The 20,683-nt window shown below is 72.3% G+C and carries 19 protein-coding genes; 9 read left to right on the forward strand and 10 right to left on the reverse strand.

Annotated elements, in window-relative coordinates:
• Positions 1-102 precede the first annotated feature (102 nt).
• The 4 genes from H297_RS37425 to H297_RS37430 all read left to right on the forward strand — a co-directional run bounded on the left by H297_RS37425 (position 103) and on the right by H297_RS37430 (position 4,600).
• The gene (locus H297_RS37425) at positions 103-1,437 is read left to right on the forward strand and encodes a PP2C family protein-serine/threonine phosphatase (protein WP_064744850.1); all 1,335 of its coding nucleotides are present in this window, start codon (positions 103-105) and stop codon (positions 1,435-1,437) included.
• Positions 1,438-1,525: 88 nt separating this feature from the next.
• Complete coding sequence (locus tag H297_RS0120055) at positions 1,526-2,134, forward strand: MBL fold metallo-hydrolase (RefSeq protein WP_027738518.1); 609 nt, start codon at positions 1,526-1,528, stop codon at positions 2,132-2,134.
• Positions 2,135-2,331: 197 nt separating this feature from the next.
• Positions 2,332-3,138, forward strand: a complete 807-nt coding sequence (locus tag H297_RS0120060) for a thioesterase family protein (RefSeq protein ID WP_037794829.1) — start codon at positions 2,332-2,334, stop codon at positions 3,136-3,138.
• Positions 3,139-3,283: 145 nt separating this feature from the next.
• Positions 3,284-4,600: an FAD-dependent monooxygenase gene (locus H297_RS37430; protein ID WP_078514351.1), complete on the forward strand. Its 1,317-nt coding sequence runs from the start codon at positions 3,284-3,286 to the stop codon at positions 4,598-4,600.
• Between the two features lie 28 nt (positions 4,601-4,628).
• On the opposite strand, the gene H297_RS0120075 is transcribed toward H297_RS37430, so the two are convergent.
• Together H297_RS0120075 and H297_RS0120080 are read right to left on the reverse strand one after the other, a co-directional pair.
• A complete protein-coding gene (locus tag H297_RS0120075; RefSeq protein WP_027738520.1) occupies positions 4,629-5,558 on the reverse strand; it encodes an aminoglycoside phosphotransferase family protein in 930 nt (309 codons plus the stop codon).
• Between the two features lie 74 nt (positions 5,559-5,632).
• On the reverse strand, positions 5,633-6,652 hold the full coding sequence (locus tag H297_RS0120080; RefSeq protein WP_078514353.1) for a cation diffusion facilitator family transporter: 1,020 nt from the start codon (positions 6,650-6,652) through the stop codon (positions 5,633-5,635).
• 220 nt (positions 6,653-6,872) lie between these two features.
• Between H297_RS0120080 and H297_RS0120085 the strand changes: the two genes are divergently transcribed.
• Positions 6,873-7,499: a DUF1345 domain-containing protein gene (locus tag H297_RS0120085; protein WP_027738522.1), complete on the forward strand. Its 627-nt coding sequence runs from the start codon at positions 6,873-6,875 to the stop codon at positions 7,497-7,499.
• Positions 7,500-7,579: 80 nt separating this feature from the next.
• On the opposite strand, the gene H297_RS0120090 is transcribed toward H297_RS0120085, so the two are convergent.
• The gene (locus H297_RS0120090; RefSeq protein WP_027738523.1) at positions 7,580-8,497 is read right to left on the reverse strand and encodes a cyclase family protein; all 918 of its coding nucleotides are present in this window, start codon (positions 8,495-8,497) and stop codon (positions 7,580-7,582) included.
• A 155-nt stretch (positions 8,498-8,652) separates the two neighbouring features.
• Between H297_RS0120090 and H297_RS40385 the strand changes: the two genes are divergently transcribed.
• Complete coding sequence (locus H297_RS40385; protein WP_051352020.1) at positions 8,653-9,315, forward strand: TetR family transcriptional regulator; 663 nt, start codon at positions 8,653-8,655, stop codon at positions 9,313-9,315.
• A 14-nt stretch (positions 9,316-9,329) separates the two neighbouring features.
• Here H297_RS40385 and H297_RS0120100 read toward each other — a convergent pair whose 3' ends face one another.
• Positions 9,330-9,737 (reverse strand): pyridoxamine 5'-phosphate oxidase family protein, encoded by a 408-nt coding sequence (locus H297_RS0120100; protein WP_037794835.1) that lies wholly within the window; start codon positions 9,735-9,737, stop codon positions 9,330-9,332.
• 210 nt (positions 9,738-9,947) lie between these two features.
• Positions 9,948-10,853, reverse strand: a complete 906-nt coding sequence (locus H297_RS37440) for an MmyB family transcriptional regulator (protein WP_078514356.1) — start codon at positions 10,851-10,853, stop codon at positions 9,948-9,950.
• Between the two features lie 133 nt (positions 10,854-10,986).
• On the opposite strand from H297_RS37440, the gene H297_RS0120110 reads away from it, so the two are divergent.
• Positions 10,987-12,057, forward strand: a complete 1,071-nt coding sequence (locus H297_RS0120110) for an aldo/keto reductase (protein WP_027738525.1) — start codon at positions 10,987-10,989, stop codon at positions 12,055-12,057.
• A gap of 259 nt (positions 12,058-12,316) precedes the next feature.
• Here the strand turns inward: H297_RS0120110 and H297_RS0120115 are convergent, their stop codons facing one another.
• The 4 genes from H297_RS0120115 to H297_RS0120130 are packed head-to-tail and all read right to left on the reverse strand — an operon-like array spanning position 12,317 to position 17,361.
• The gene (locus tag H297_RS0120115; RefSeq protein ID WP_486589589.1) at positions 12,317-13,528 is read right to left on the reverse strand and encodes a hypothetical protein; all 1,212 of its coding nucleotides are present in this window, start codon (positions 13,526-13,528) and stop codon (positions 12,317-12,319) included.
• A 4-nt stretch (positions 13,529-13,532) separates the two neighbouring features.
• Positions 13,533-14,807, reverse strand: a complete 1,275-nt coding sequence (locus tag H297_RS0120120) for an enolase C-terminal domain-like protein (RefSeq protein ID WP_027738527.1) — start codon at positions 14,805-14,807, stop codon at positions 13,533-13,535.
• A gap of 5 nt (positions 14,808-14,812) precedes the next feature.
• Positions 14,813-15,850, reverse strand: a complete 1,038-nt coding sequence (locus tag H297_RS0120125) for a 5-dehydro-4-deoxyglucarate dehydratase (RefSeq protein WP_486589590.1) — start codon at positions 15,848-15,850, stop codon at positions 14,813-14,815.
• The gene (locus H297_RS0120130) at positions 15,847-17,361 is read right to left on the reverse strand and encodes a sodium:solute symporter family protein (RefSeq protein ID WP_027738529.1); all 1,515 of its coding nucleotides are present in this window, start codon (positions 17,359-17,361) and stop codon (positions 15,847-15,849) included. The genes H297_RS0120125 and H297_RS0120130 overlap by 4 nt, the downstream gene beginning before the upstream one ends.
• 239 nt (positions 17,362-17,600) lie before the next feature.
• On the opposite strand from H297_RS0120130, the gene H297_RS0120135 reads away from it, so the two are divergent.
• Both H297_RS0120135 and H297_RS0120140 read left to right on the forward strand, forming a co-directional pair.
• The gene (locus H297_RS0120135) at positions 17,601-18,419 is read left to right on the forward strand and encodes an IclR family transcriptional regulator (RefSeq protein WP_027738530.1); all 819 of its coding nucleotides are present in this window, start codon (positions 17,601-17,603) and stop codon (positions 18,417-18,419) included.
• A 41-nt stretch (positions 18,420-18,460) separates the two neighbouring features.
• Positions 18,461-19,285: an NAD-dependent epimerase/dehydratase family protein gene (locus H297_RS0120140; protein WP_027738531.1), complete on the forward strand. Its 825-nt coding sequence runs from the start codon at positions 18,461-18,463 to the stop codon at positions 19,283-19,285.
• 228 nt (positions 19,286-19,513) lie between these two features.
• Here H297_RS0120140 and H297_RS37445 read toward each other — a convergent pair whose 3' ends face one another.
• Positions 19,514-20,620 carry an SPFH domain-containing protein gene (locus tag H297_RS37445; protein ID WP_078514358.1) on the reverse strand — a complete coding sequence of 369 codons (1,107 nt, stop codon included), beginning with the start codon at positions 20,618-20,620 and terminating at the stop codon, positions 19,514-19,516.
• Between the last annotated feature and the right edge of the window lie 63 nt (positions 20,621-20,683).

The following is a 20,683-nucleotide window of genomic DNA, read 5'->3' on the forward strand; positions in this document are numbered from 1 at the left end:
GATCCGCGGGCGGGCGCGCCGCCCGGACGCCGGATGCCGGACGGGCAGCCGCGCGCGGAACCTCCACCGTCGTGATGCCCGCTCCTCTCCCCGGGAGGCCGTATGAGCTTCGACGACGCCTCGGACCGCGAGGACGGGGTCGAGCCGGAGCAGCGCTTCCCGGAGAGCGCGACCGAGCGGTCCGCGATGCTCGGCGCCCTCATCAGCGCGAGTCACCTGTCCACGCTGGAGATGCTGCCGCGGCTGCTGTGCGAGCAAGGTGCCCGGGTCGGACTGACCGACGTGGTGATCTACCTCGTCGACCTCCAGCAGGAACTGCTGAGCCCGCTCAGTCCCCACCCGCCGCCCGCCGGCGGGGAAGGGCTGCGCCCGGAGGAGATCAGCGTCGAGGGAACCGTGCCGGGACGGGCCTTCCAGCACGGCGAGGTGCTTCCCGCCTCGCCCGCCGACCGGGACCACTGGTGGGTTCCGCTGGTGGACGGGACCGACCGGCTGGGCGTCCTCCGTATCACCGCGCCCGACGCCGACGAGGCCGCACAGCTCGACATGCGCCGACTGGCCGGCCTGGTGGCGCTGATGGTGGTCAGCAAGCGGGGACTGAGCGACTCCTACAGCCGGCTGGTACGGCGGCGGCGCATGGATGTGGCAACCGAGATGGAATGGCGGCTGATGCCGTCGAGGACCTTCGCGACGGACAGCCTGATGATCAGCGCGCTGATGGAGCCCGCCTACGAGGTCAGCGGCGACGTCTACGACTACGCCTACGACGGACGCGTCGCGCAGCTGGCCCTCTTCGATGCGATGGGGCACGACACCGCCGCGGGCCTGACCGGCAACCTCGCCCTCTCCACCGCCCGCAACGCCCGCCGGGAGGGAGCGGACCTCCCGCAGACCGCGGCGGCCGTCGAGAAGGTGCTGCTGCAACAGTTCTCCGGAGACCACTTCGTCACCGGCATCCTGGCCGAGTTGGACGTCGGCAACGGCGTCCTGCGCTGGGTCTGCTGCGGCCACCCTCCGCCCGTCGTCGTCCGCGGCCGGACCACTTTCCCTCTGGACTGCTCGCCTGCCCCGCCGATGGGAGCCGGTTTCGGTGCGCCGCAGGACTGCTGCCGCACCACACTCGAACCCGGCGACCGCCTCCTGCTCTACAGCGACGGCGTCACCGAGGCCCGCAGCCCGAGCGGCGAGGAATTCGGCCTGAGCCGCTTCATCGACTTCCTCCTCCGCCACCAGGCGGACGAACTGCCCGTACCCGAGACCCTGCGCCGCCTCATCCGCCACCACCTCGACTACCACCAGGGACGGCTGAACGACGACGCCACCGTCCTGCTGGCGGAGTGGCACGGACCGACCGGCCTGGGGACCGGCGAGAACAAGGACCGCGCCGGTATCCCCGACATCCCCGAAGCCCACCGCCCCGTCGAGCGTGACAGGTGACCGTGACCGGCGACGAGGTGGCGCACGGCCGGTGGCGACGCCCTGTGCCGACGGCAGGGGCCACGCGGAAGCAGTAGGTTGCGGGGCCATGCGCATCACGAAGTACACCCACGCGTGTGTGCGGCTCGAACACGAGGGTCGCGTCCTGGTCCTCGACCCCGGGATCTGGAGCGAGCCGGCGGCTCTGGCGGGTGCGGGCGCCGTGCTGGTGACGCACGAACACGCCGACCACGTCGACGAGTTGCGGCTGGCCGGGCTCGGTGTGCCGGTCCACGCGCCCGCCGGTGCCGACCTGCGGGTACTGGCGGGCACCGGGCCGGTGCACGAGGCGACCCCCGGGAGGGCCTTCACCGCTGCCGGGTTCCGTATCCGGCCGGTCGGCGGCCGGCACGCGGCCGTCCACGACGACCGTCCGGAGTGCGCGCACCTGGGCTACGTCGTCGACGAGGTGCTCTACCACCCCGGCGACAGCCTGCACGTGCCCGAGCAGCCCGTCGAGACGCTCCTGGTGCCCGTCCACGGTTCCTGGATGAAGACGACGGAAGCCGTCGAGTTCGTCAAGGCCGTCCGCCCCCAACGGTCGTTCGGGATCCATGACGGGCAGCTCAACGACCGCGGTCTGAGCAGCGCCCACGGCTGGCTCGCCCAGGAGACCGGAAACGGCTACCGGCGGCTGGCGCCTGGCGAGTCGCTCTGACACCCGCGGGGCGGCCGCACAGGTGGCGGCCGCGGCCCCGCTCCTCGGCCGCCGTACGATCCTCGGCGGAGCCGTCGGCACCTCCGCGGGGTGCTCCCCACGTGCTCCGGGACCGCTTCCGGGCCGGCAGGCACCGCCCCCGGACCGACGCCGACTCGTACTGAGGAGAACCCTCGTTGACCACCGGTACCCCGCCCATGTCGCACCCCGGCAGCTACTACGAGCCCATCGACGCCCACCGCTACAAGCCCACCCCGCACGTGAGCGGCGCGTGGAGCGTCGACGAGCAGCACTTCAGTCCGCTGGGCGGCCTCATCGTGCACGCCATCGACCGGCACGTGGCCGCGCAGCCCCGCGCGGGGCTGGTCCTGGGGCGGATCAGCTTCGACATCCTGGGCCGTCTCGCCCTCGACGAGTGCGAGATACAGGTGGAGACGCTCCGCCCCGGCCGCACCATCGAGCTGCTCGAAGCCGTCGTCCGCATCGCCGGCCGTCCCGTGGTCCGGGCCCGTGCGTGGCTGCTGGCGGCGGGGGACACGGGGGCCGTCGCAGGCGGCGGCGCCGACCCGCTCACCCCGCCCGAGGCGCTCGCTTCCTGGCCGATGGCCTCCGTGTGGCCGGGCGGCTACATCGCCTCCCTCGACGTGCGCCCGCTCGCCCCGCCCCGGCCCGGCCGCACGACCACCTGGGTCACCACCCCGCTCGACCTCGTCGCCGGGGAGACCGCGAGCGCGCTGGCCTCCTACGTCGCCCTCGTCGACACCGCCAACGGCATCGCCGTGCGCGAGTCGCCCACCGACTGGATGTTCCCCAACATCGACCTCACCATCCATCTCCACCGTCAGCCAGAGGGCAGGTGGACCGGGCTGGACACCACCGTCACCTTCGGACCGACGGGCCAGGGCATCACCAGCACCGTGCTGCACGACGTGCGCGGCCCGGTCGGGCACGCGCAGCAGATGCTGACCGTCCGCCCGCAGCCCGGCGCCGGGGACGCGGGGTGACGTCGGGCGGGCGCCGGAGCCCGTCGGCGGCATGCAGTCGCTTGTAGAGGATCTGTAGGCAGGGTGTCGGCAGCCGGCGGGAGCCTCGGTGAGCGTGCCGCGCCGGGACCGACCAGCGTGCCGGGCGGCGAACGGAAGGAGCACCATGACCCCCCGGACCCCTGCTGCCCGTACCGCGTCCGAGGCCCCCAGCCGCCGGGCGGAGACTCCGACGGACACCGCCGCGAAGGAACCACTCGGCCCCACGACCGGGCCGGGCGGGCGCGGTCCCGCCAAGCGGCGGGTCCTCATCTCGGGCGCGAGCGTGGCGGGCCCCGCCCTCGCCTACTGGCTGCGCCGTTACGGGTTCCAGGTCACCGTTGTGGAGCGGGCCCCGGCGCTGCGGCAGGGAGGGCAGGCGATCGATCTGCGCGGCCCTGCCATCGAGGTCGCCCGACGCATGGGCGTGCTGGACGGTTTGCGGGCCCGTGCGACCGACCTGCGCGGCATGTCCCTGCTGGACGAGGACGGCAACGAGACGTTCCGCAGTACCGACGTGACCGCGTCCGGCGGGCGGCTGGACCGCGGGGACATCGAGATCCTCCGCGACGACCTGTCCCGGATCCTGGTCGAAGCAGGCACGGGCGGCGCCGGCGGCGAGGAGATCGAGTACCTCTTCGGCGACTCCATAGCCCGCCTGGACGAGCGTGCCGACGACATCCGGGTCGGCTTCGTCAGCGGACGCGAGCGCACCTTCGACGTCGTCGTGGGAGCCGACGGCGTCCACTCCCGCACCCGCGCCCTCGCCTTCGGTCCCGAGGAGCACTTCCTGCACCCCCTGGGCGGGTGTCTGGGCGTGTGGACGGCACCGAACGTGCTGGGCCTCGACCGCTGGCAGATCGCCTACAGCACGGGGGACGACGAGGCGTGGGGCGCCTTGGTGATGAGTGTGCGCAACAACACCGAACTGCGGGTCTACGCGGGGGTGCGGGGCCTCGACGACCGGGCGGTGGCGGTCCGCGGCCCGGAGGCGCAGAAGCGGCTGATCGCCACCCGGTACGCGGACGCCGGGTGGGAACTTCCGCGGCTGCTCTCCTACATGTGGGAGGCGCCCGACTTCCACTTCGACGCCGGGGCGCAGATCCACATGGATTCCTGGTCGAAGGGCAGGGTGGTGCTGCTCGGCGACGCGGCACACTGCGGTTCACCCGCGTCGGGTCAGGGCAGCAGCATGGCGCTGGTCGGCGCCTACGTCCTGGCGGGTCGGCTGAAGGCCGCGGACGGCGACCACCGTGCGGCCTTCCCCGCCTACGAGCGGGAGCTGAGGGAATGGGTCACCGGGAACCAGGCCCTGGCCCAGCGCCAGTTCGTCGCCGGCGAACGTGCCACGAAGGAGGGCGACGGTACCGTGGCCGGAGCGCCGACCACTCCGGACGACGGCTTCTACGCCGTCGTCGACGCCTTCTCCCTCTGCGACTACTGACCCTGCCCGGCGGCCACGCACAAGGGCGTCAGGAGACCTCCTCCAGCACGGTTTTGATGACGTGCCGGGCGTTGCGTGCCATCGCCCGGTTCGCCTTGCGGTAGTACGGCAGGGCGATCAGCGCCTGGGAGAGTGTCCGTCCCCGCCCTCTGCGCCACGTCGCCTCGTCCACCTCCAGTGCCGTACGGAAGACCTCTCGCGCCGCGGCGGGGAGCAGGTTCCAGGCCGGGAACAGATCGCAGGCCGGATCGCCCCGGCCCATGCACCCGAAATCGATCACCGAGGCCAGCCGGCCACCGTCGACCAGGAGGTTGCCCGGCATCAGATCGGCGTGCAGCCACACCGGCGCCCCGTCCCAGGCCGGAGCCCGCAGCGCGTCCTCCCACACCGCGGTCGCGGCGGCGCAGTCGACGCCCTCCTCGGGGATGCCCCGCAACGCTTCGATCGCCGCTCGCGTCTCCGCGTCCAGCAACGCCACCGGGCCGCCTCGGTGGGCCTGCGGCGCTCCCGCGAGGGGAATGCTCCGCATCGCTGCCACGAAGCCGGCCAGGTCCTGCGCCAGCGCCGGTGCTGCGTGCGTCGCGCCTGTGTCGCCCGGGTTCTCGCCGGGCAGCCACCGGTGGACCGACCACGGCCAGGGGTACCCCGCGGCGGGTACGCCCGCGCCGAGCACCTCGGGCACGGCCGTGGGCAGCAACGGCCCGAGGCGGGGCAGCCACTCCTGCTCCAGCACCACGTCACCGGCCCCGCCCTCGGTCAGCGGCAGCCGTACGACCATGTCGTCGCCCAGCCGGAACATGGCGTTGACGGTGCCTCCGGACGGCAGGCGCCGCACCGCAAGGCCCGCCCACTGCGGGAACTGCCCGGCGACCAGGTCCCGTACGAGCCCGTCGTCGGGAAGGGCGCCGAGAAGGCCGCCGGTACGTCCCGTGCCGGTATGTGTGCGCCCTCTGCTCATGACGGGCCATCCGACCGCCCGGCACCGGTGGAGGTCAACTGATCTGCTGCGGCGTCAGGTGTCGTCGGGTGCCGTCAGTTCCGGTGGCGGCCGGGGGTCGGATCCAGGTAGACCCGTTCGACGGCGGGGAGCAGGACGCGCAGACGCCTGTCGGCCTCCTCGCAGGCCGTCTCGATCTCGCCGGCCGTGGAGACGTCCCGAAAGTCGACCTTCGCGGCGACGAGGACCTGCTGCGGTCCCTGTACCAGCGTCGTCAGCGCCAGTACGTCCTCGATGTGCGGGACGGCCATCAACTCCCGGCGCACGTCCTCCCGGACCGGCCGGGGCAGGGCGCGGCCGATGAGGAGTTCGGCGTTGGAGCGCCCCAGCACCCAGGCGACGAGGACGAGCAGCAGGCCGATGAGGACGGAGGCGATGCCGTCCCATACACCGGATCCGGTCAGCTGCGCCCCCAGCAGCCCGAGCGCGGCCAGCACCAGACCGACGAGCGCCGCGGAGTCCTCCATGACGACCGCTTTCAAAGCGGTGTCGGGGGTGTGGCGGAGGTAGCGCAGGACGGGTGTCCGGGAGTGCTTCGCCTCGCCGCCGGCCTGCTTGGCCCCCGTACGCAGGGAGAAGCCCTCCAGCACGAAGGCGACCGCGAGCACGAGGTAGGAGACCAGCGGATCGCCGGGGGTCTCGGCGTGGGTCAGGGCGTGGATGCCGTCGTACAGGGCGAAGACCCCGCCGCCCACGAACGTGGCCACCGAGGCCAGCAGCGCCCAGATGTACCGCTCGGGCCCGTAGCCGAGAGGGTGATCCTCGTCGGCGGGTTTCGCGCTGCGCTTCAGCGCCGTCAGCAGGAGCAGTTCGGTGACGGTGTCGGCGAGCGAGTGCCCGGCCTCGGAGAGCATGGCGCTGGAGCCGCTGACGACCCCCGCGACGCCCTTGGCGAGGGCGACCCCGAAGTTGGCGGCGGCCGCGACGACGACGGTGAAGGTGGAACCGCCCCCGTCGGAACCGGCCGGAGAGCTCGCGGAGTCCGGGCGCGGGTCCACGACCGGACCGGACCCCGTCGGCCGGCGCTCCGGCTCCTGCTCGCCCTGCTCGTCCATGGTGCGGCAGTATGCCCGCCCCGGCCGTCTCCGGGCCGAAACGACCCGCGACCCGGCCGACGCGCCGCCGCGGCCCCCGGTCGGCTGTGGGCGACCCACGCGCCGGGTCGCAGCCCGTGCGGCTCCGTGCGCCGGACGAGCGGCGGCAGCCCGCGTCACGCCGCGGCGCGGCGCGCCGGTGCGCTGTCCGGCCGTCGGCGCGACGTTACCGTTGCGCCCCATGAGTCCCCGGTTGCCGCTGTCCGCGGTCCCCAGACTGACCGGCGCCGCGATCGTCGGAGCCGTAGCAGGTGGCCTGGTCGGGGCGGTGAGCGATCCGCCGCTCGGGCTGCTCGCGGCTGTCGCCACGACGCAGACGGTCTTCGTCGTGGCGGGCTGGATCGTGCTGTGGCCGATGGATGCCGACGCCACCCACCGCAACGTCCGACGCGAGGACCTCCGGCCCGTCGTGGAGGAACTCGTCGTGGTCGCGGCCGCCGCGTGCGGGCTGCTCGGCATCGTCGTGGTCCCGCTCGGCAACTCCGACTCCCGGCACGCCGCGACCGCGCTCGGCGGCGTGTTCATGGCGTGGGCGGCGCTGCACCTGATGTACGCCACCCGCTACGCCTACCTCTTCTACCGGGGTCCCGGTGGCGGCATCGACTTCAACTCCCCGCAACCGCCTGCCTACCGGGACTTCTTCTACTTCAGCTACAACCTCGGTATGACCTATCAGGTGTCCGACACGGACGTGTCGAGTTCGGCGATCCGCGCGATGGTGCTGCGGCACACGCTGCTGTCGTACGTCTTCGGCACCAGCATCCTTGCCACCGCCATCAACCTGGTCGTCGGCATCGTCACCGGCTGAGCCCGCGCCCGGTGGCACCCGGCCGACCGCCACCGGCTACGGTCGCCCCCGTCCTGCGGGCCGCGCATCCCCGAGACGGTTCAGCGGATGGCGACCGGGCTGACGGGGGAGCCGACACCGCCGGTGATCCGCAGGGCCGTGACCGTCAGGAAGAAGTCGTAGGTACCGTCGGCGCGGCAGGCGGCGGCGAGCTCCTCGAGATTCCAGATCTCGCCGAGCATCATGCCCATGTCCCGGATGAGGACGGCGTGCAGCGGAATCAGGCCGTCGTCGGCGGGCTGGACCTCGACGCCCCAGTTGTCGCAGGCCACCATGGCCAGCTCGCGGTCGTGGATCCAGGCGGCGCACTCCGGGGCGAGACCGGGCTCCTGGTCCAGCCAGTTGTCCCAGCCCTCGGTGAGCCCCTTGCGCAACCAGCCGGTGCGGACGAGCAGGGCATCGCCGCTCCGCAGCCGCGTTCCGCCGGTTTCCTCGGCGCGCTCCAGGTCGGCCACGGTGACGGCACGGCCGGCTTCCAGCCACTCCCCGCCGTCGAGCGAGGCCAGGTCGAGGAGGACGCCGCGACCCGCGAAGCCGGGGAGGGTGGCGTCGATGGCGTTGCGCTTCGCTCCGCTCGCGGGGGCGACCGCGTCGGCCGGTACGCCGTTGTAGAAGGCGCCGTCGTACCCGACGTGGGTGAGGCCGTCGAGCTGGGTGCCGGACTGGAGCGGCATGGTGATGAGGTCGTCGCTGATGACGAGGCCTTCGGGGGCCGTGAAGTCCTGCGGGGTGACCGTCATGGTGTGTACCGGGTTGATCCGGCGCATCCAGCCGGTCTGCGGGCCGCTGGAGCCCACCGGGATGCTCAGCTCGTACCGGTGCCCGGTCCGGACGGCCGTGAGGGCCTGCTTCACCGTCTCGGGCGTCACGAAGTTGAGAGTGCCCTTCTCGTCCTCGTCGCCCCAGCGTCCCCAGTTGGACAGCTCCCGGCCGGTCTTCTTGAACGTGTACTCGGTCATGTCCTGCCTCTCTCCCCGGACCGCAGCGGCCGGTGCACGTCCGGTGCACTGGTTACACCCCTCTGGTTGCACTCGTTGCACTCCGTGCGCAGAGGGTACGCTCACAGTGCAATGAGTGCAAAGGCCCTGCGGGGGTACGTCGACAGGACAACAGCGTGAGTGAAGAGCGGCGAGCGGGACAGGGGCGACCGGGAGGACAGGGACGTCGGGAGCCCGGCCAACGCGAGTACCGGAAGCGGGCGACCACCGCGCGGCTGCGCGACTCGGCGACCAGGCTGGCCGGTCAGCGCGGCGCGGACCAGATCACCATCGACGACATCTGCGCGGACGCCGGGGTCTCCCGCCGCACCTTCTTCAACCACTTCGCCACCAAGGACGAGGTCTTCCTGGCCTGGGACGCCTCCGACGACGCCTACCTCGCGGGCCTCATCGTGGACCGGCCCCGCTCCGAGAGCCCCGTGCGGGCAGCGGTGTGGGCCATGACGACGACCGCCTTCGCCTCCGAGCCCGGCAGCCGCACGGCCGTCGTCCGCGAGGTCATGGCCCACCACCCCGGAGCGGCCGCGCAGGCCACGCAGCTCACCCGCAAGGTCGTCCGCGCCGTCGAAGCGGGCATCGCCGAGCGGCTCGGTCTGCCCAGCCACTCCCACACGGTGCGCCTCGGGGCCGTCACCGCGGTCGCCGCGCTCACCGTCACGATGGACTCCGCGGCCGCCGACGAGGCCGAGCGTGACCGGCTGCTGGAGGAGACCTGCCGGGTACTGGACCACGGCTTCCTGACCGTCCAGCCGTCACCGCAGCCCTCCGCCACCGATTGAGCCCCGCGCCGGGGTCAGGGGGCGGAGCCGGCCAGCAGCCAGCGGCGCACGCGGATCTTCAGCAGCACACGGGAGCCGCCCGGCCGGGTGGGCTCCGTGACGTCCCACTCGTACTTCTCCGCGAAGGCGGCGACGATCTCGGGAGGGAAGGTGGTTTCGAGTCCGGCGTCGCCTTCGGCGACGACCGGGAACCGGCCGTCCTCCAAGGTCAGTGAGACCCGCGGCTCGTGCCGGACGTTGCGCACCTTGACGGCGTGGCCGTCCGTGCCGACCCACCACACGGACCTGCTGAAGACGAACCACACCGGCGTCACATGTGCGGAACCGTCCGGACGCACGGTGCACAGCCACGCGTGCCGCTCCTGTGCCAGGCGCCTCCGGACGGCAGGACCCGGCACCTCGCCACTCGTTCGCGTATCCATCCGCACATCCGACCACCGCCCGCGGGCCCGCGCATCGGGCGGACGACCTAAGGCCGACGCGCCACCGTCCGTTCGGGCTGCGCCGCGAAGGTGCCCCCCCGGCCCGCCCGGGCCTGCTGCACCGGCTTCCGCAAGCCGCCGCGAGCGTGCTCTCGGCGGCGCAGGAGGTGAGCGCCTGGACCCACTGGCCGCCGCGCTGACGGACGACTTCTACACAGCCGCCACCCCGCCACCCGCACCGGCCCCGGTGTCCGCACCGGTGTGCGCACCGGCTTCAGCGCCGCGCCGCTCCCACGCCGCGCGGCTCTCCGCGTCCGCCGGGCGGAAGACCATCAGGCGCCGGGCTTGATCCTGAAGCGGCACGAGCACCTCGACGTGCAGTGCCAGCGTCCCCGCCTCCGGATGCCGCATCACTTTGCGCCCGCGCCCGTTCACTGCGAGGTCACGCGCTTCCCACAGGCGGGAGAACTCCCGGTCGCGTGCGCGCAGTTCCGCGATGAGGTCCGACAGCACACGGTCGTCCGGATGCGCGGCCCACGCGGCGCGCAGATGGGACACCCCGTCGCGCAGGCCGCGCTCGCGGTCGGCGTAGCGCGCGCGGATCTCCGGGTGCGCCAGGCACAGCCACACCACGTTGCGCCGCGGCGGGGGCAGGGTGCCGGGGTCGAGCAGCAGCCGGGACGCCTCGGGGTTCCAGGCCAGGATGTCGAAGCGGTGGTTCAGCAGCAGTGCGGGCAGCGGCGAGAGGTCGGCGACCAGTCCGGCCAGCGGCGGCGTTGCGGTGGTGGCGGGTTCGGCGGTGGCGGCGCGGGGGCGCTGCTGGGCGAGGTCGAAGAGGTAGGCGTGTTCGGCGGGGCCCAGGCGCAGGGCGCGGGCGAGGGCCTCCAGCACGTCGGTGGACGGGCGCAGCCCGCGGGCCTGTTCCAGCCGGACGACGTAGTCGACGCTGACGCCCGCCAGTTCGGCGACCTCCTCGCGGCGCAGCCCCGGGGTGCGCCGGTTCCCCCGGCGGGGCGGAAGGCCGAGCGCGCCCGGGTCGAGCCGCTCGCGCCGGGTCCGCAGGAAGGCGGCCAGCTCGCGTGCGGGGTGCGCTGCGTCCAGGGGGTGCGTCGTCATGACCCTCCCAACACCGAGGGTGGGACGGACGTTCCCAGGAACCGTTCTCCCTTACTCCGGCCGGTCGTCCGCCGGAGCCTTGTGAGCGGCAACGGATGCAACAGAACACGAGCAGTCCAGGAGGACGATCACCATGCCGCTCACCCTCGACACCTACCGTCTCCTCGGCCGCTCCGGGCTGCGGGTCTCCCCGCTGGCGCTGGGCGCGGCGACCTTCGGCACCGAGTGGGGATGGGGCGCGGAGAAGGACGAGGCCCGCAAGCTGTTCGACCTCTACGTCGAGCGCGGGGGCAACTTCATCGACACCGCCAACACCTACACCGACGGCAGCTCCGAGCGCCTCCTGGGCGAGTTCGCCCAAGGCCGGCGCGAGAGCCTGGTGCTGGCCACCAAGTACACGACACTGCGCCGCCCCGGCGACCCGAACTCCGGCGGCAGCCACCGCAAGAGCCTCGTCGCCTCGGTGGAGTCGAGCCTGCGCCGCCTCGGAACCGACTACCTCGACATGCTCCACCTCCACGTCTGGGACTTCACGACGCCCGTCGAGGAGATCCTGCGCGGCATGGACGACCTGGTGCGCCAGGGCAAGCTCCTCTACGTGGCGATCTCGAACGCCCCGGCCTGGCAGGTGTCACGCATGCAGACCATCGCCGATCTGCGCGGCTGGTCGCCGCTGGTCGCGCTCCAGACCGAGTACAACCTGATCGAGCGTACGGCCGAGCGTGACCTGATCCCCATGGCCCGCGAGATGGGCCTCGGCGTCGTGCCGTACTCGCCGCTGGCGGGCGGGCTGCTCACCGGCAAGTACAGCCGGGCCGACCTGACGGACTCCGCCGGTGCGCCGGGGGACGGGACGCGGAAGAGCTTCAACCTGGCCCTGGGCACCCTCACCGAGCGGAACCTCGCCGTCGCCGACGCCGTCAAGGAGGTCGCCGCCGAGCTGGGGCACACTCCCGCCCAGGTCGGGCTCGCGTGGACGCTGCGGAACCCGGGGGTGACCGCGCCCCTCGTCGGCGCCCGTACGCCCGCGCAGCTGGAGGGCAACCTCGGGGCCCTGGACGTCGAGCTCACCGACGGCCAACTGGCCCGCCTCGACGAGGTGAGCGCACCCGGCCTCGGCTCCCCGCACGCCCTCCTCGGCAGCGACCACATCCGTCAGGTGACGCTCGGCGACCTGAAGCTCGACACCACGCACGGCCGCTAGGGTCCGCGCACCAGGGCGTCCCCTCGGATGGTCCGGCTGCCCGGACGAGGGTGGCTGCGACGTGGGGCGGTGAGTGGGTGTCTGGGTTTCGTACCGTGTGCCCAGGCTGTCCGGCCGCCCGTGAACGGCCGGACGCCCTGCCACACCAGACGGTGGTCGGACCTCTCATTCGCGTCTCCACGGCCATCGGGCGGCCGGTGCCTTCCGGGGCGGCCGGTGGTCCGGAGGTGGATCTTCCGGCGGGAAGGCGTCTGCGGGGTTACCGCGGGGGGACGGGCCGATGGGCGGCGTCGCAGGCCGCCCGGAGGTCGTCGAGGCGGGCGGGGCCGGCCAGGCCCAGGTGGTAGAGGTGCAGTTCGGCGGCGCCGGCCTCGGCCAGGGAGGAGACGTAGGAGGTCGGATCCGGCACCGGCTCGGCTGCCGCCACGGTGACGTAGCTGCCGACGGTCACCCGCTCGGGCAGCGTGGACCGGGCCGCGGCGACGGCCCGGCAGCTCGCCGGGGTGGGCGCCCAGTTCTGCAGGACGACGGCATCGATCTCGCCCGGGGCCGCGGGGGTGATACCCGGCAGGGCGCCGGTGGCCCAGGGGTCGAGGGAGCCGTGCAGGACGGTGCGGACACCAGGCGGCACGGACGAGAGCACGGCCCGGCGCAGCGCGTCCGTCGCCGACTGCCGGGTGGCCAGCAGCATCTCCTTGCAGTCGGTGGGCAGTCCGTCGTCGGAGAGGTCGAGATCGCCCGCCCCGACCAGGTCCCGGACGCGGGCACACAGCAGGGAGCGCACGGTCTCCGGCTCGTACCCGTGCGCGGTCCAGCCCGCGGCGCAGGCGGTGCAGCAGCAGACCGACAGCAGCCGCGCGGCAGCGGGCGACCAGACGCCGTCCGTCTTCTCGTGCTGGTGCTGGTGCACCACGCCGAGCGGACCGCACGCTTCCAGAATCACCGAGGACAGCTCCAGGTCCCGGACCGCCTCGGCCGTCAGCGAGGCCGCGAAGGCCCGCACCGACGGTCGGGCCGGACACAGCGCCCACGGGTAGATTTCACCGAAGCAGTTGTGCACGGCGGCAGAGGGGTGGGACGCCCCCGTCCGCGAGTTGTGGGTGAGCACGAGCCACCCCGCCGCCGGGATGCCGGCCTCGGTCAGTGCGCGTACCGCCGCACCGCCGCTGTCCGCCCTCGTGCCGGCGTCGGCCCAGTGCGGCCACTCCGGCGCCGAGGGCACCAGTGCGGCCCCTTGCCACGCCTGCGGGCGGATCGGACGGTAGAGGGCCGCGTGCCCGGCGACCACGGAGGTGCCGTGCGGCGACCAGGGGGTTGCCGCACGGACACTGTGGTACGACAGCGCCACCGCGACCTCGTCGACACCGAGTGCGCCCGCCCGTGTCCCGAACTCCCGGTCGCCGAGGACGTCCCAGGGGTAGGCGTACCCGGTCACCTTCATTCCGGTCACGGTCACCTCTCTGCCGGTCACGCTGTCACCACCGGGCGGTGTTCGGTTCGAAGCCGGGTACGTAGCGGCGCATGTAGCGGGCGTCGTCACGTCTGGTCAGCCCGCACCGCAGGTAGTTCTCGTGGGCCCGCGCCAGCGCGTCCGGGTCGAGCACGACACCGAGCCCGGGGCCTCGCGGCACCTGCACCGCGCCGTCCTGGAACTCCAGTGCGCCGGGAGCGATCACGTCCTCCGTCTTCCACGGCCAGTGGGTGTCGCAGGCGTACGTCAGATGCGGCGTGGCGGCGGCGACGTGCACCATCGCCGCGAGGCTGATGCCCAGGTGGCTGTTGGAGTGCATGGACAGCCCGACACCGAAGCTCTCGCACGTGGTGGAGAGCGCCTGGGTGGCCCGCAGCCCGCCCCAGAAATGATGGTCGGACAGCAGCACCCCCACCGCGCGGGCGCGGAAGGCGGGTTCGATGTCGTCCTGGCTGACCAGGCACATGTTGGTGGCCAGCGGCATGGCGGCGGTCCCGGCGACGCGGGCCATGCCCTCGATGCCCGGCGTGGGGTCCTCCAAGTACTCCAGGACACCGTCGAGTTCGGCGGCCACCTGCACGGCGGTCGAGGCCGTCCAGGCCGCGTTGGGGTCGAGCCGCAGCGGGGTTCCGGGGAAGGCCCCGGCCAGTGCCCGGACGGCCTCCACCTCCTGCCGGGGCGGGAAGACACCGCCCTTCAGCTTGAGCGAGCCGAAGCCGAACTCCGCGACCATGCGGCGGGCGGAGCCGACCAGGGCCTCAGGGTCGAGGATCTCTCCCCAGGAGTCCTCGCCGGCCCCGGGGCGTCCGTCGGACTCGCGGTGCGCCCCGTACTTGTAGAAGAGATAGGCCGAGAAGTCGACACTCGTGCGCGCCGGCCCGCCCAACAGGTCGACGACCGGGCGGTCCAGGTAGTGGCCCTGGGCGTCCAGGCACGCCACCTCGAAGAGGGAGAAGACGCTGGAGAGCGTCTTGCGCAGGGAGAATCCACCGATGAGGCCGTGTTCGTCGGTGAGCACGGTGTCGGCGAGGGCGGCGGCGACGGTACGGCGCAGCCCCGGCAGGTCGAAGACGTCGTGCCCGGCGAGATGGGGCAGCACTTTGCGCACCTCGCCCAGGAACGCCGCGTCACCGTAGGACTCACCGAGCCCGGTCACCCCGTCCTCGCAGCGGAGTTGCACGACGCTGCGCAGGGCGAACGGCTCGTGCACCCCCATCACGTTGAGCAGCGGCGGATCGGCGAAGGCGACCGGGGTCACGGCCGCGTCGAGTATCCGCACGGCGATCAGAGCTCCTTGAGGACGCGGTGGCCGTCCTCGACGATGTGCCGCAGCCGTTCGATCTGCTCCGGGCCGGGACCGACGAGCGGTGGCCGTACCGGCCCGGTCACGTCCCCGCGGAGCCGGGCGGCTGCCTTGACCAAGGACACGGCGAAGCCCGGTGTCTCGTCCCGGAGCGCCACGAACGGCAGGTAGAAACCGTGCAGCAGCGCCTGGGTGACCCGCTGGTCGCCCTCGGCCAGGGCTCGGTGGAAGCGGTGGGCGATCTCGGGGGCGAAGCAGTGCACGGCGGAGGAGTAACGGGCCACGCCGATGGCCTGGTAGGCGTGCGCGGACACCTCGGCCGTGGGCAGCCCGTTGAAGAACAGGAACCGCTCGGCCCGCTCGGTCCCGACCCCCCGTACGGCCGCGACGATGCGGTGCATGAGCTCGACGTCGCCGTAACCGTCCTTCAGCCCGACCACCGAGGGGACGTCGAGCAGCGAGACCGCGGCCTTCGGGGTGAACACCCCGGGCGAGCGGTGGTAGACGATCACGGGCACCGAGGTGTCGCCCACGGCGTACCGGGCGAAGTCGACCAGCCCTGAAGGCGGCCCGGCCACCAGATAGGGGGGCAGGAGCAGCACGCCGTCGGCACCGCCCTCGGCTGCGGCGGCCACCGCGGCGCGGGCCCCTGCGGCGCCGCCGCCCGCCCCCACCCACACCGGGACGCGGCCCCGCGCCACCTCGCGGGCCCGTGCCAGTACGGCAGCGTGCTCGGCGGGCGAGAGCGAACTGAGCTCGCCGGTTCCGCAGGCCACGAACAGCGCGCCGGCCCCTGCCTCGATGTGCCGTTCGACATTCTGCGAGAAGGCGTGCAGATCCAGACAGAGGTCTGCGGTGAACGGGGTGAGAGGGAAGGCCAGCAGTCCCTCGAACGGGGCGGGGGAGTAGGGGCTGGGGGAGAGTGCCATCGTTTCTGCTCTCTTCTCTGTGCGGGCGACGCGCGTGCTGCCGGGGCGCGCCGGCAACAGCAGCTCCGGCTCCTGGGCGTCGCGGGTCATGCGGTGACGCCGGCGTCCTCCGTGCCGGGCTCCGGTGTGCTGAGGGTGTCGTCCTGGGCGAGGACGTCGATGATCTCCTCGCTCCTGCGGTCCCGTTCGGGTGCGAGCGCGCCCAGCCCCGCGTACAGCACGAGGGAGACCAGGACGGGGGTGGCGACGAGCCAGGTCTGGGAGGTGTCGAAGACGTAGTAGACGAGTCCGTATCCGACCAGCCCGCCCGCCCAGGAGGTGAGGGCGGCACGCGGACCGCAGCGCCGGAACCAGGGCAGCATGCCGAGCAGCAGGGGGATGGATATCGGCCCCATCAGCGCCGCCACCCAGTTGACCACGAGCTGGAGTACACCGCCCAGGTGCTGGGCCTGCGTGGCGACGGCCATCGTCAGCAGGACGAAGGTGACCGTGGTGACGCGCGCGGCCAGCAGCCCCTGGGTCGGGTTCCACTCGCGGGCCTTCCGGTACATCACCGGAATCATGTCCCGGGTGATGACGGCGGAGATGGCGTTGGCGTCGGAGGAGACCATCGCCATGGTGTGCGAGAAGATGCCGGCCAGTACGAGGCCGATGAGGCCGGGCGGCAGGAACGTGGTCGTCATGACCGCATAGGAGTTGTCCGGGTTGTCCACGTGCGGAAGGAGCAGCGGAGCGGCGAACATCGGGAACATCAGCACCAGCGGCCACAGCAGGTACAGGGCGGCCGAGAGCCGGGCGCTGCGCCGTGCCGCATGGGTGTCCGGTGCCGCCATGTACCGCTGGGCGAGGTTCCACATGCCGCCGTTGTACTCAAGTGTCTTCACCAGGACGTAGACCAGCAGGAAGAGCCCCGTGTACTGCGGTGTGGTGGGGTCGACATGTCCCGCCGGGAGGCGGCCCCACATCGTCCACAGCGCCGATATGCCGCCGAGTTTGCCGAGCACGACCACGATCATCACGATCGCTGCGACGGCCTGGATGACGAACTGGCCCAGCTCCGTCAGGGCGTCCGCCCACAGGCCGCCGACCGTGCAGTAGAACAGCGTGATCACGCCGGTGACGAGGATGCCGACGTTGTAGTCGATCCCCGCGAAGACGTGCAGCAAGGTCGCGACCGCGAACCACTTCGCGGCGATGTCGAAGATCTTCAGCAGGCTGCCGCTCCAGGCCAGCGCCTGCTGGGTCGTCACGTTGTACCGCAGAGCCAGGTACTCCAGCGGGGAGGCCACGCCCAGCCTGGAGCGGAGGCGGTTCCAGCGGGCGGCGAAGAGCCAGCTCCCGATGCCGACGCCCACACCGATGCTGGCGAAGCCCCAGAAGTAGACCGTGACGCCGGTGCTGTAGGCGACCCCCGCGTACGCGACGAAGAGGACCGCGCTGTAGCCGGACATGTGGTGGGAGATGCCGGCCAGCCACCACGGCATGCGGCCGCCTGCCGTGAAGAAGTCCTTCACGTCGCCGACCCGTCTGTGCGACCACCAGCCGATGAGGACCATCAGGCCGAAGTACGCACACATCACTGTCCAGTCAAACGTGTGCACCTACCTGGCTCCCTCCGTGCTCACCTTCGGGACGCGCACCGTCACACGTATTTCATGTATGCGAACGCGATCAGTCATACCGACAGAGTTCATTGCTGTGAATGCGTTCGTGGGAACGTAATATGGGCGTGACGGCGCGTCAACGGTTCTGACGCGCACCGCGGAACGAGCGGCCGGCGCGGACGACCGGACGGACACCGGCCCTCCGCGCGGCAGTGGTGACGAAGGAGGGGGCAGGGATGCCGCGACATGAGGAGGCGTCAGCAGCCGGCGGGGGCGCGGCCGGGGGCAAGGCCGAGCCGGGCGGGGTGAAGTCCGCCTGGCGCACGGTCCGGCTCCTGGAGGAGTTCGCCTCCAAGGACGCCTGGCTCTCCCTCTCGGACCTGCATGCCGGCACGGGCTTCCCCCGCTCCAGCCTGCACGGCCTGCTGCGCACGCTGCTCGACGCCGGGTGGCTCGAACAGGACAGCGGCAGCACGCGCTACCGGCTCGGCATCCGCGCCCTCAAATGCGGCACCGCCTACCTGGACCGGGACGCCGTCGTCCCGCACGCCACCGAGGTGCTGGAACAGATCCGCGAACGCACCGGCTTCACCGCCCACTTCGCCCGCCGCAACGGTGACGAGGTCGTCTACCTCGAAACCCGCGAGGCGCAGCGCTCCACCCACCTGGTCTCCCGGGTGGGCCGCTCGCTGCCCGTGCACGCCACGGCGCTGGGCAAGGCACTCCTGGCGGAACTGACCCGCGACGAGGTCGACGCGCTCCTGCCCGAGAAGCTGCCCGCTCTCACCCCGCACACCCTCACCTCACGCGACGCACTCCACGCCGCATGCGCGCAGGTCCGCGATCTCGGCTATGCCGCGGAGAACGAGGAAGGCACGCCCGGCATCCGCTGCGTCGCCGCCGTGATCCCGTACCGCATCCCCGGGACCGACGCCATGAGCTGCTCCATGCCCGTCGGCCGGGCCGGAGACGAGGAGGCACGCAAGGTCGGCGACGTACTGGTCGAGGCCACCGCGGAGCTCGCCCGCCGCCTGCGCCGCGAAGGCATCCGCTGACCCGCCCCCACCGCCCGTCGAGCAGTCGAGGAGAGACCGAGATGACCAACCAGCGCATTCTGATCACGGGAGCCGCGGGTACCGTCGGAACCCTGATGCGCCCCCGGCTGCGCCGCCCCGGACGGGTGCTGCGCCTGCTGGACCTCGCCCCGCAGCAACCCGCCGGACCGGACGAGGCGGTGGAACTGCTCACCGGCTCGGTGACCGACTCCGCGGCCATGAAAAACGCCTGCCGTGACACCGACGCCGTCATCCACCTGGGCGGCCTCAGCCGGGAGGCCTCCTGGGAAGCCACCCTGGACGTCAACATCAACGGCACCCGCACCGTGCTGGACGCGGCACGGGAAGCCGGAGTGAGCCGGGTGATCCTCGCTTCGAGCAACCACGCCGTCGGCTTCCGCACCACCGACGAGGGCGGCAGCGGCGGACTGCCGGCGGACTCCTCGCCGCGGCCCGACACCTATTACGGCGTCAGCAAGGCCGCCATCGAGGCGCTCGGCAGCCTCTACCACTTCCGCTTCGGCATGGACGTGATCGCCCTGCGCATCGGCTCCTGCTTCCCCACACCCCTCCCGATGGGACCACGGGGCCTGTCCACCTGGCTGTCGCCCGACGACTGCGCCCGCCTTCTGGAGGCCTGCCTCGCCGCACCCGCGCCCGGGTACCGCGTCGTATGGGGCGTCTCGGCCAACACGCGGCGGGTGTTCTCGCTGACCGAGGCGGAGGCGCTCGGATACCGGGCCCAGGACGACGCCGAGAGCTACGCCGCCCAGATGGCGGCCCCGCCCGCGCCCGCCGAGCCCGCTCCGGAGAACGTCGGCGGTGCCTTCTGCACGGCACCGCTGGGCGAGCCCAACCCCCTGTAGCCGTCACGGCGTTCGCCACGGCTGCTCATCCGCGGTCGCCCGGGTGCGCCTCCAGTTCGGCGGCCCCCGCCGGCATGGCCCGCCCCCGTGCGGACAACGGCGTACAGCGCCGAGGACGCCACACGTCTCTTGGAAGACGAAGTGCTGCCGCCCGCACTGTGCCGACCAACCACTCGCCGTATCACGGGCCTCCCCCTGGCCCCGGACCAGAGGGAAGGGACTCGCGTGTCAGGTATTTCTCCTGTGGTGAAGGCGGCGGCCGCGATCGCCGGTAGCGGGCTCCTTCGGCCGTTCCGCGGAGCGGCGTTGCGAACCAGCGGCGCGCTCGCCCGGTGCTTCGGTGGCCGGTGGTTCGTCCTCCTCCCGCTCGGCGGCGTGTCCCGCGGCGCTGGGCAGGCCGGTCACCTGCAACTCCGGCAGCACCAGGGCCGGATCCCGGAGCGCTGCGGCCAGGTCGGGGGGAAGCGAGTCGCCCGACGGCGCAGCGGACTCCGGCGCGCTTTCGGTCACCGGCTCCGTGTCCGGAGCCCCGTCGGCGCTCTTGCCGTCGGCGGTGCCGGTCTCCTCCTCGCCGGGCGGCTGGGCGCGTTCGAGGAAGCGCAGAAGCTCGACGGGGAAGGGCAGGACGAGGGTCGAGTTCTTCTCGGCGGCCACGGCCGTGATGGTCTGCAGCAGCCGCAGCTGGAGCGCGGACGGCTGCGCCGACATCTGCTGGGCCGCTTCCGCCAGCCGCTTGGAGGCCTGAAGTTCCGCGTCGGCGTTGATGACGCGGGCCCGGCGCTCCCGGTGCGCCTCGGCCTGGCGGGCCATGGAGCGTTTCATGGTGTCCGGCAACGAGACGTCCTTGATCTCGACCCGGTCGATCTGCACGCCCCAGTCGACGGCGGGGCTGTCGATCATCAGCTCCAGCCCCTGGTTGAGCTTCTCGCGGTTGGAGAGCAGGTCGTCCAGTTCGCTCTTCCCGATGATGGACCGCAGCGATGTCTGAGCCATCTGCGAGACGGCGAACTGATAGTTCTCGACGCGGATGACCGCATCGGCCGGCTCCACCACCTTGAAGTAGACGACCGCGTCCACGCGGACCGTCACGTTGTCCCGCGTGATGCCCTCCTGCGCGGGCACGGGCATGGTGACGATCTGCATGTTCACTTTGCGCAGTCGGTCGGCGAAGGGGAGGATCAGCGTCAGTCCGGGACGTCGGATGTCCCGGTGCAGACGTCCGAGGCGCAGGACGACACCGCGCTCGTACTGCTTGATGACCCGGATCGCGGACAGCGCTGTCAACGCTGCCAGCGCGGCCACCACGACGATGACTGTGATCAGCACTTCCGGCATGACGACACCTACCGTCCCAAGCTGCTGATACCAGGATAAATCGGGCTGTAGGTGTGGTCGAGC

It is taken from the genome of Streptomyces sp. CNT360 (assembly GCF_000424785.1).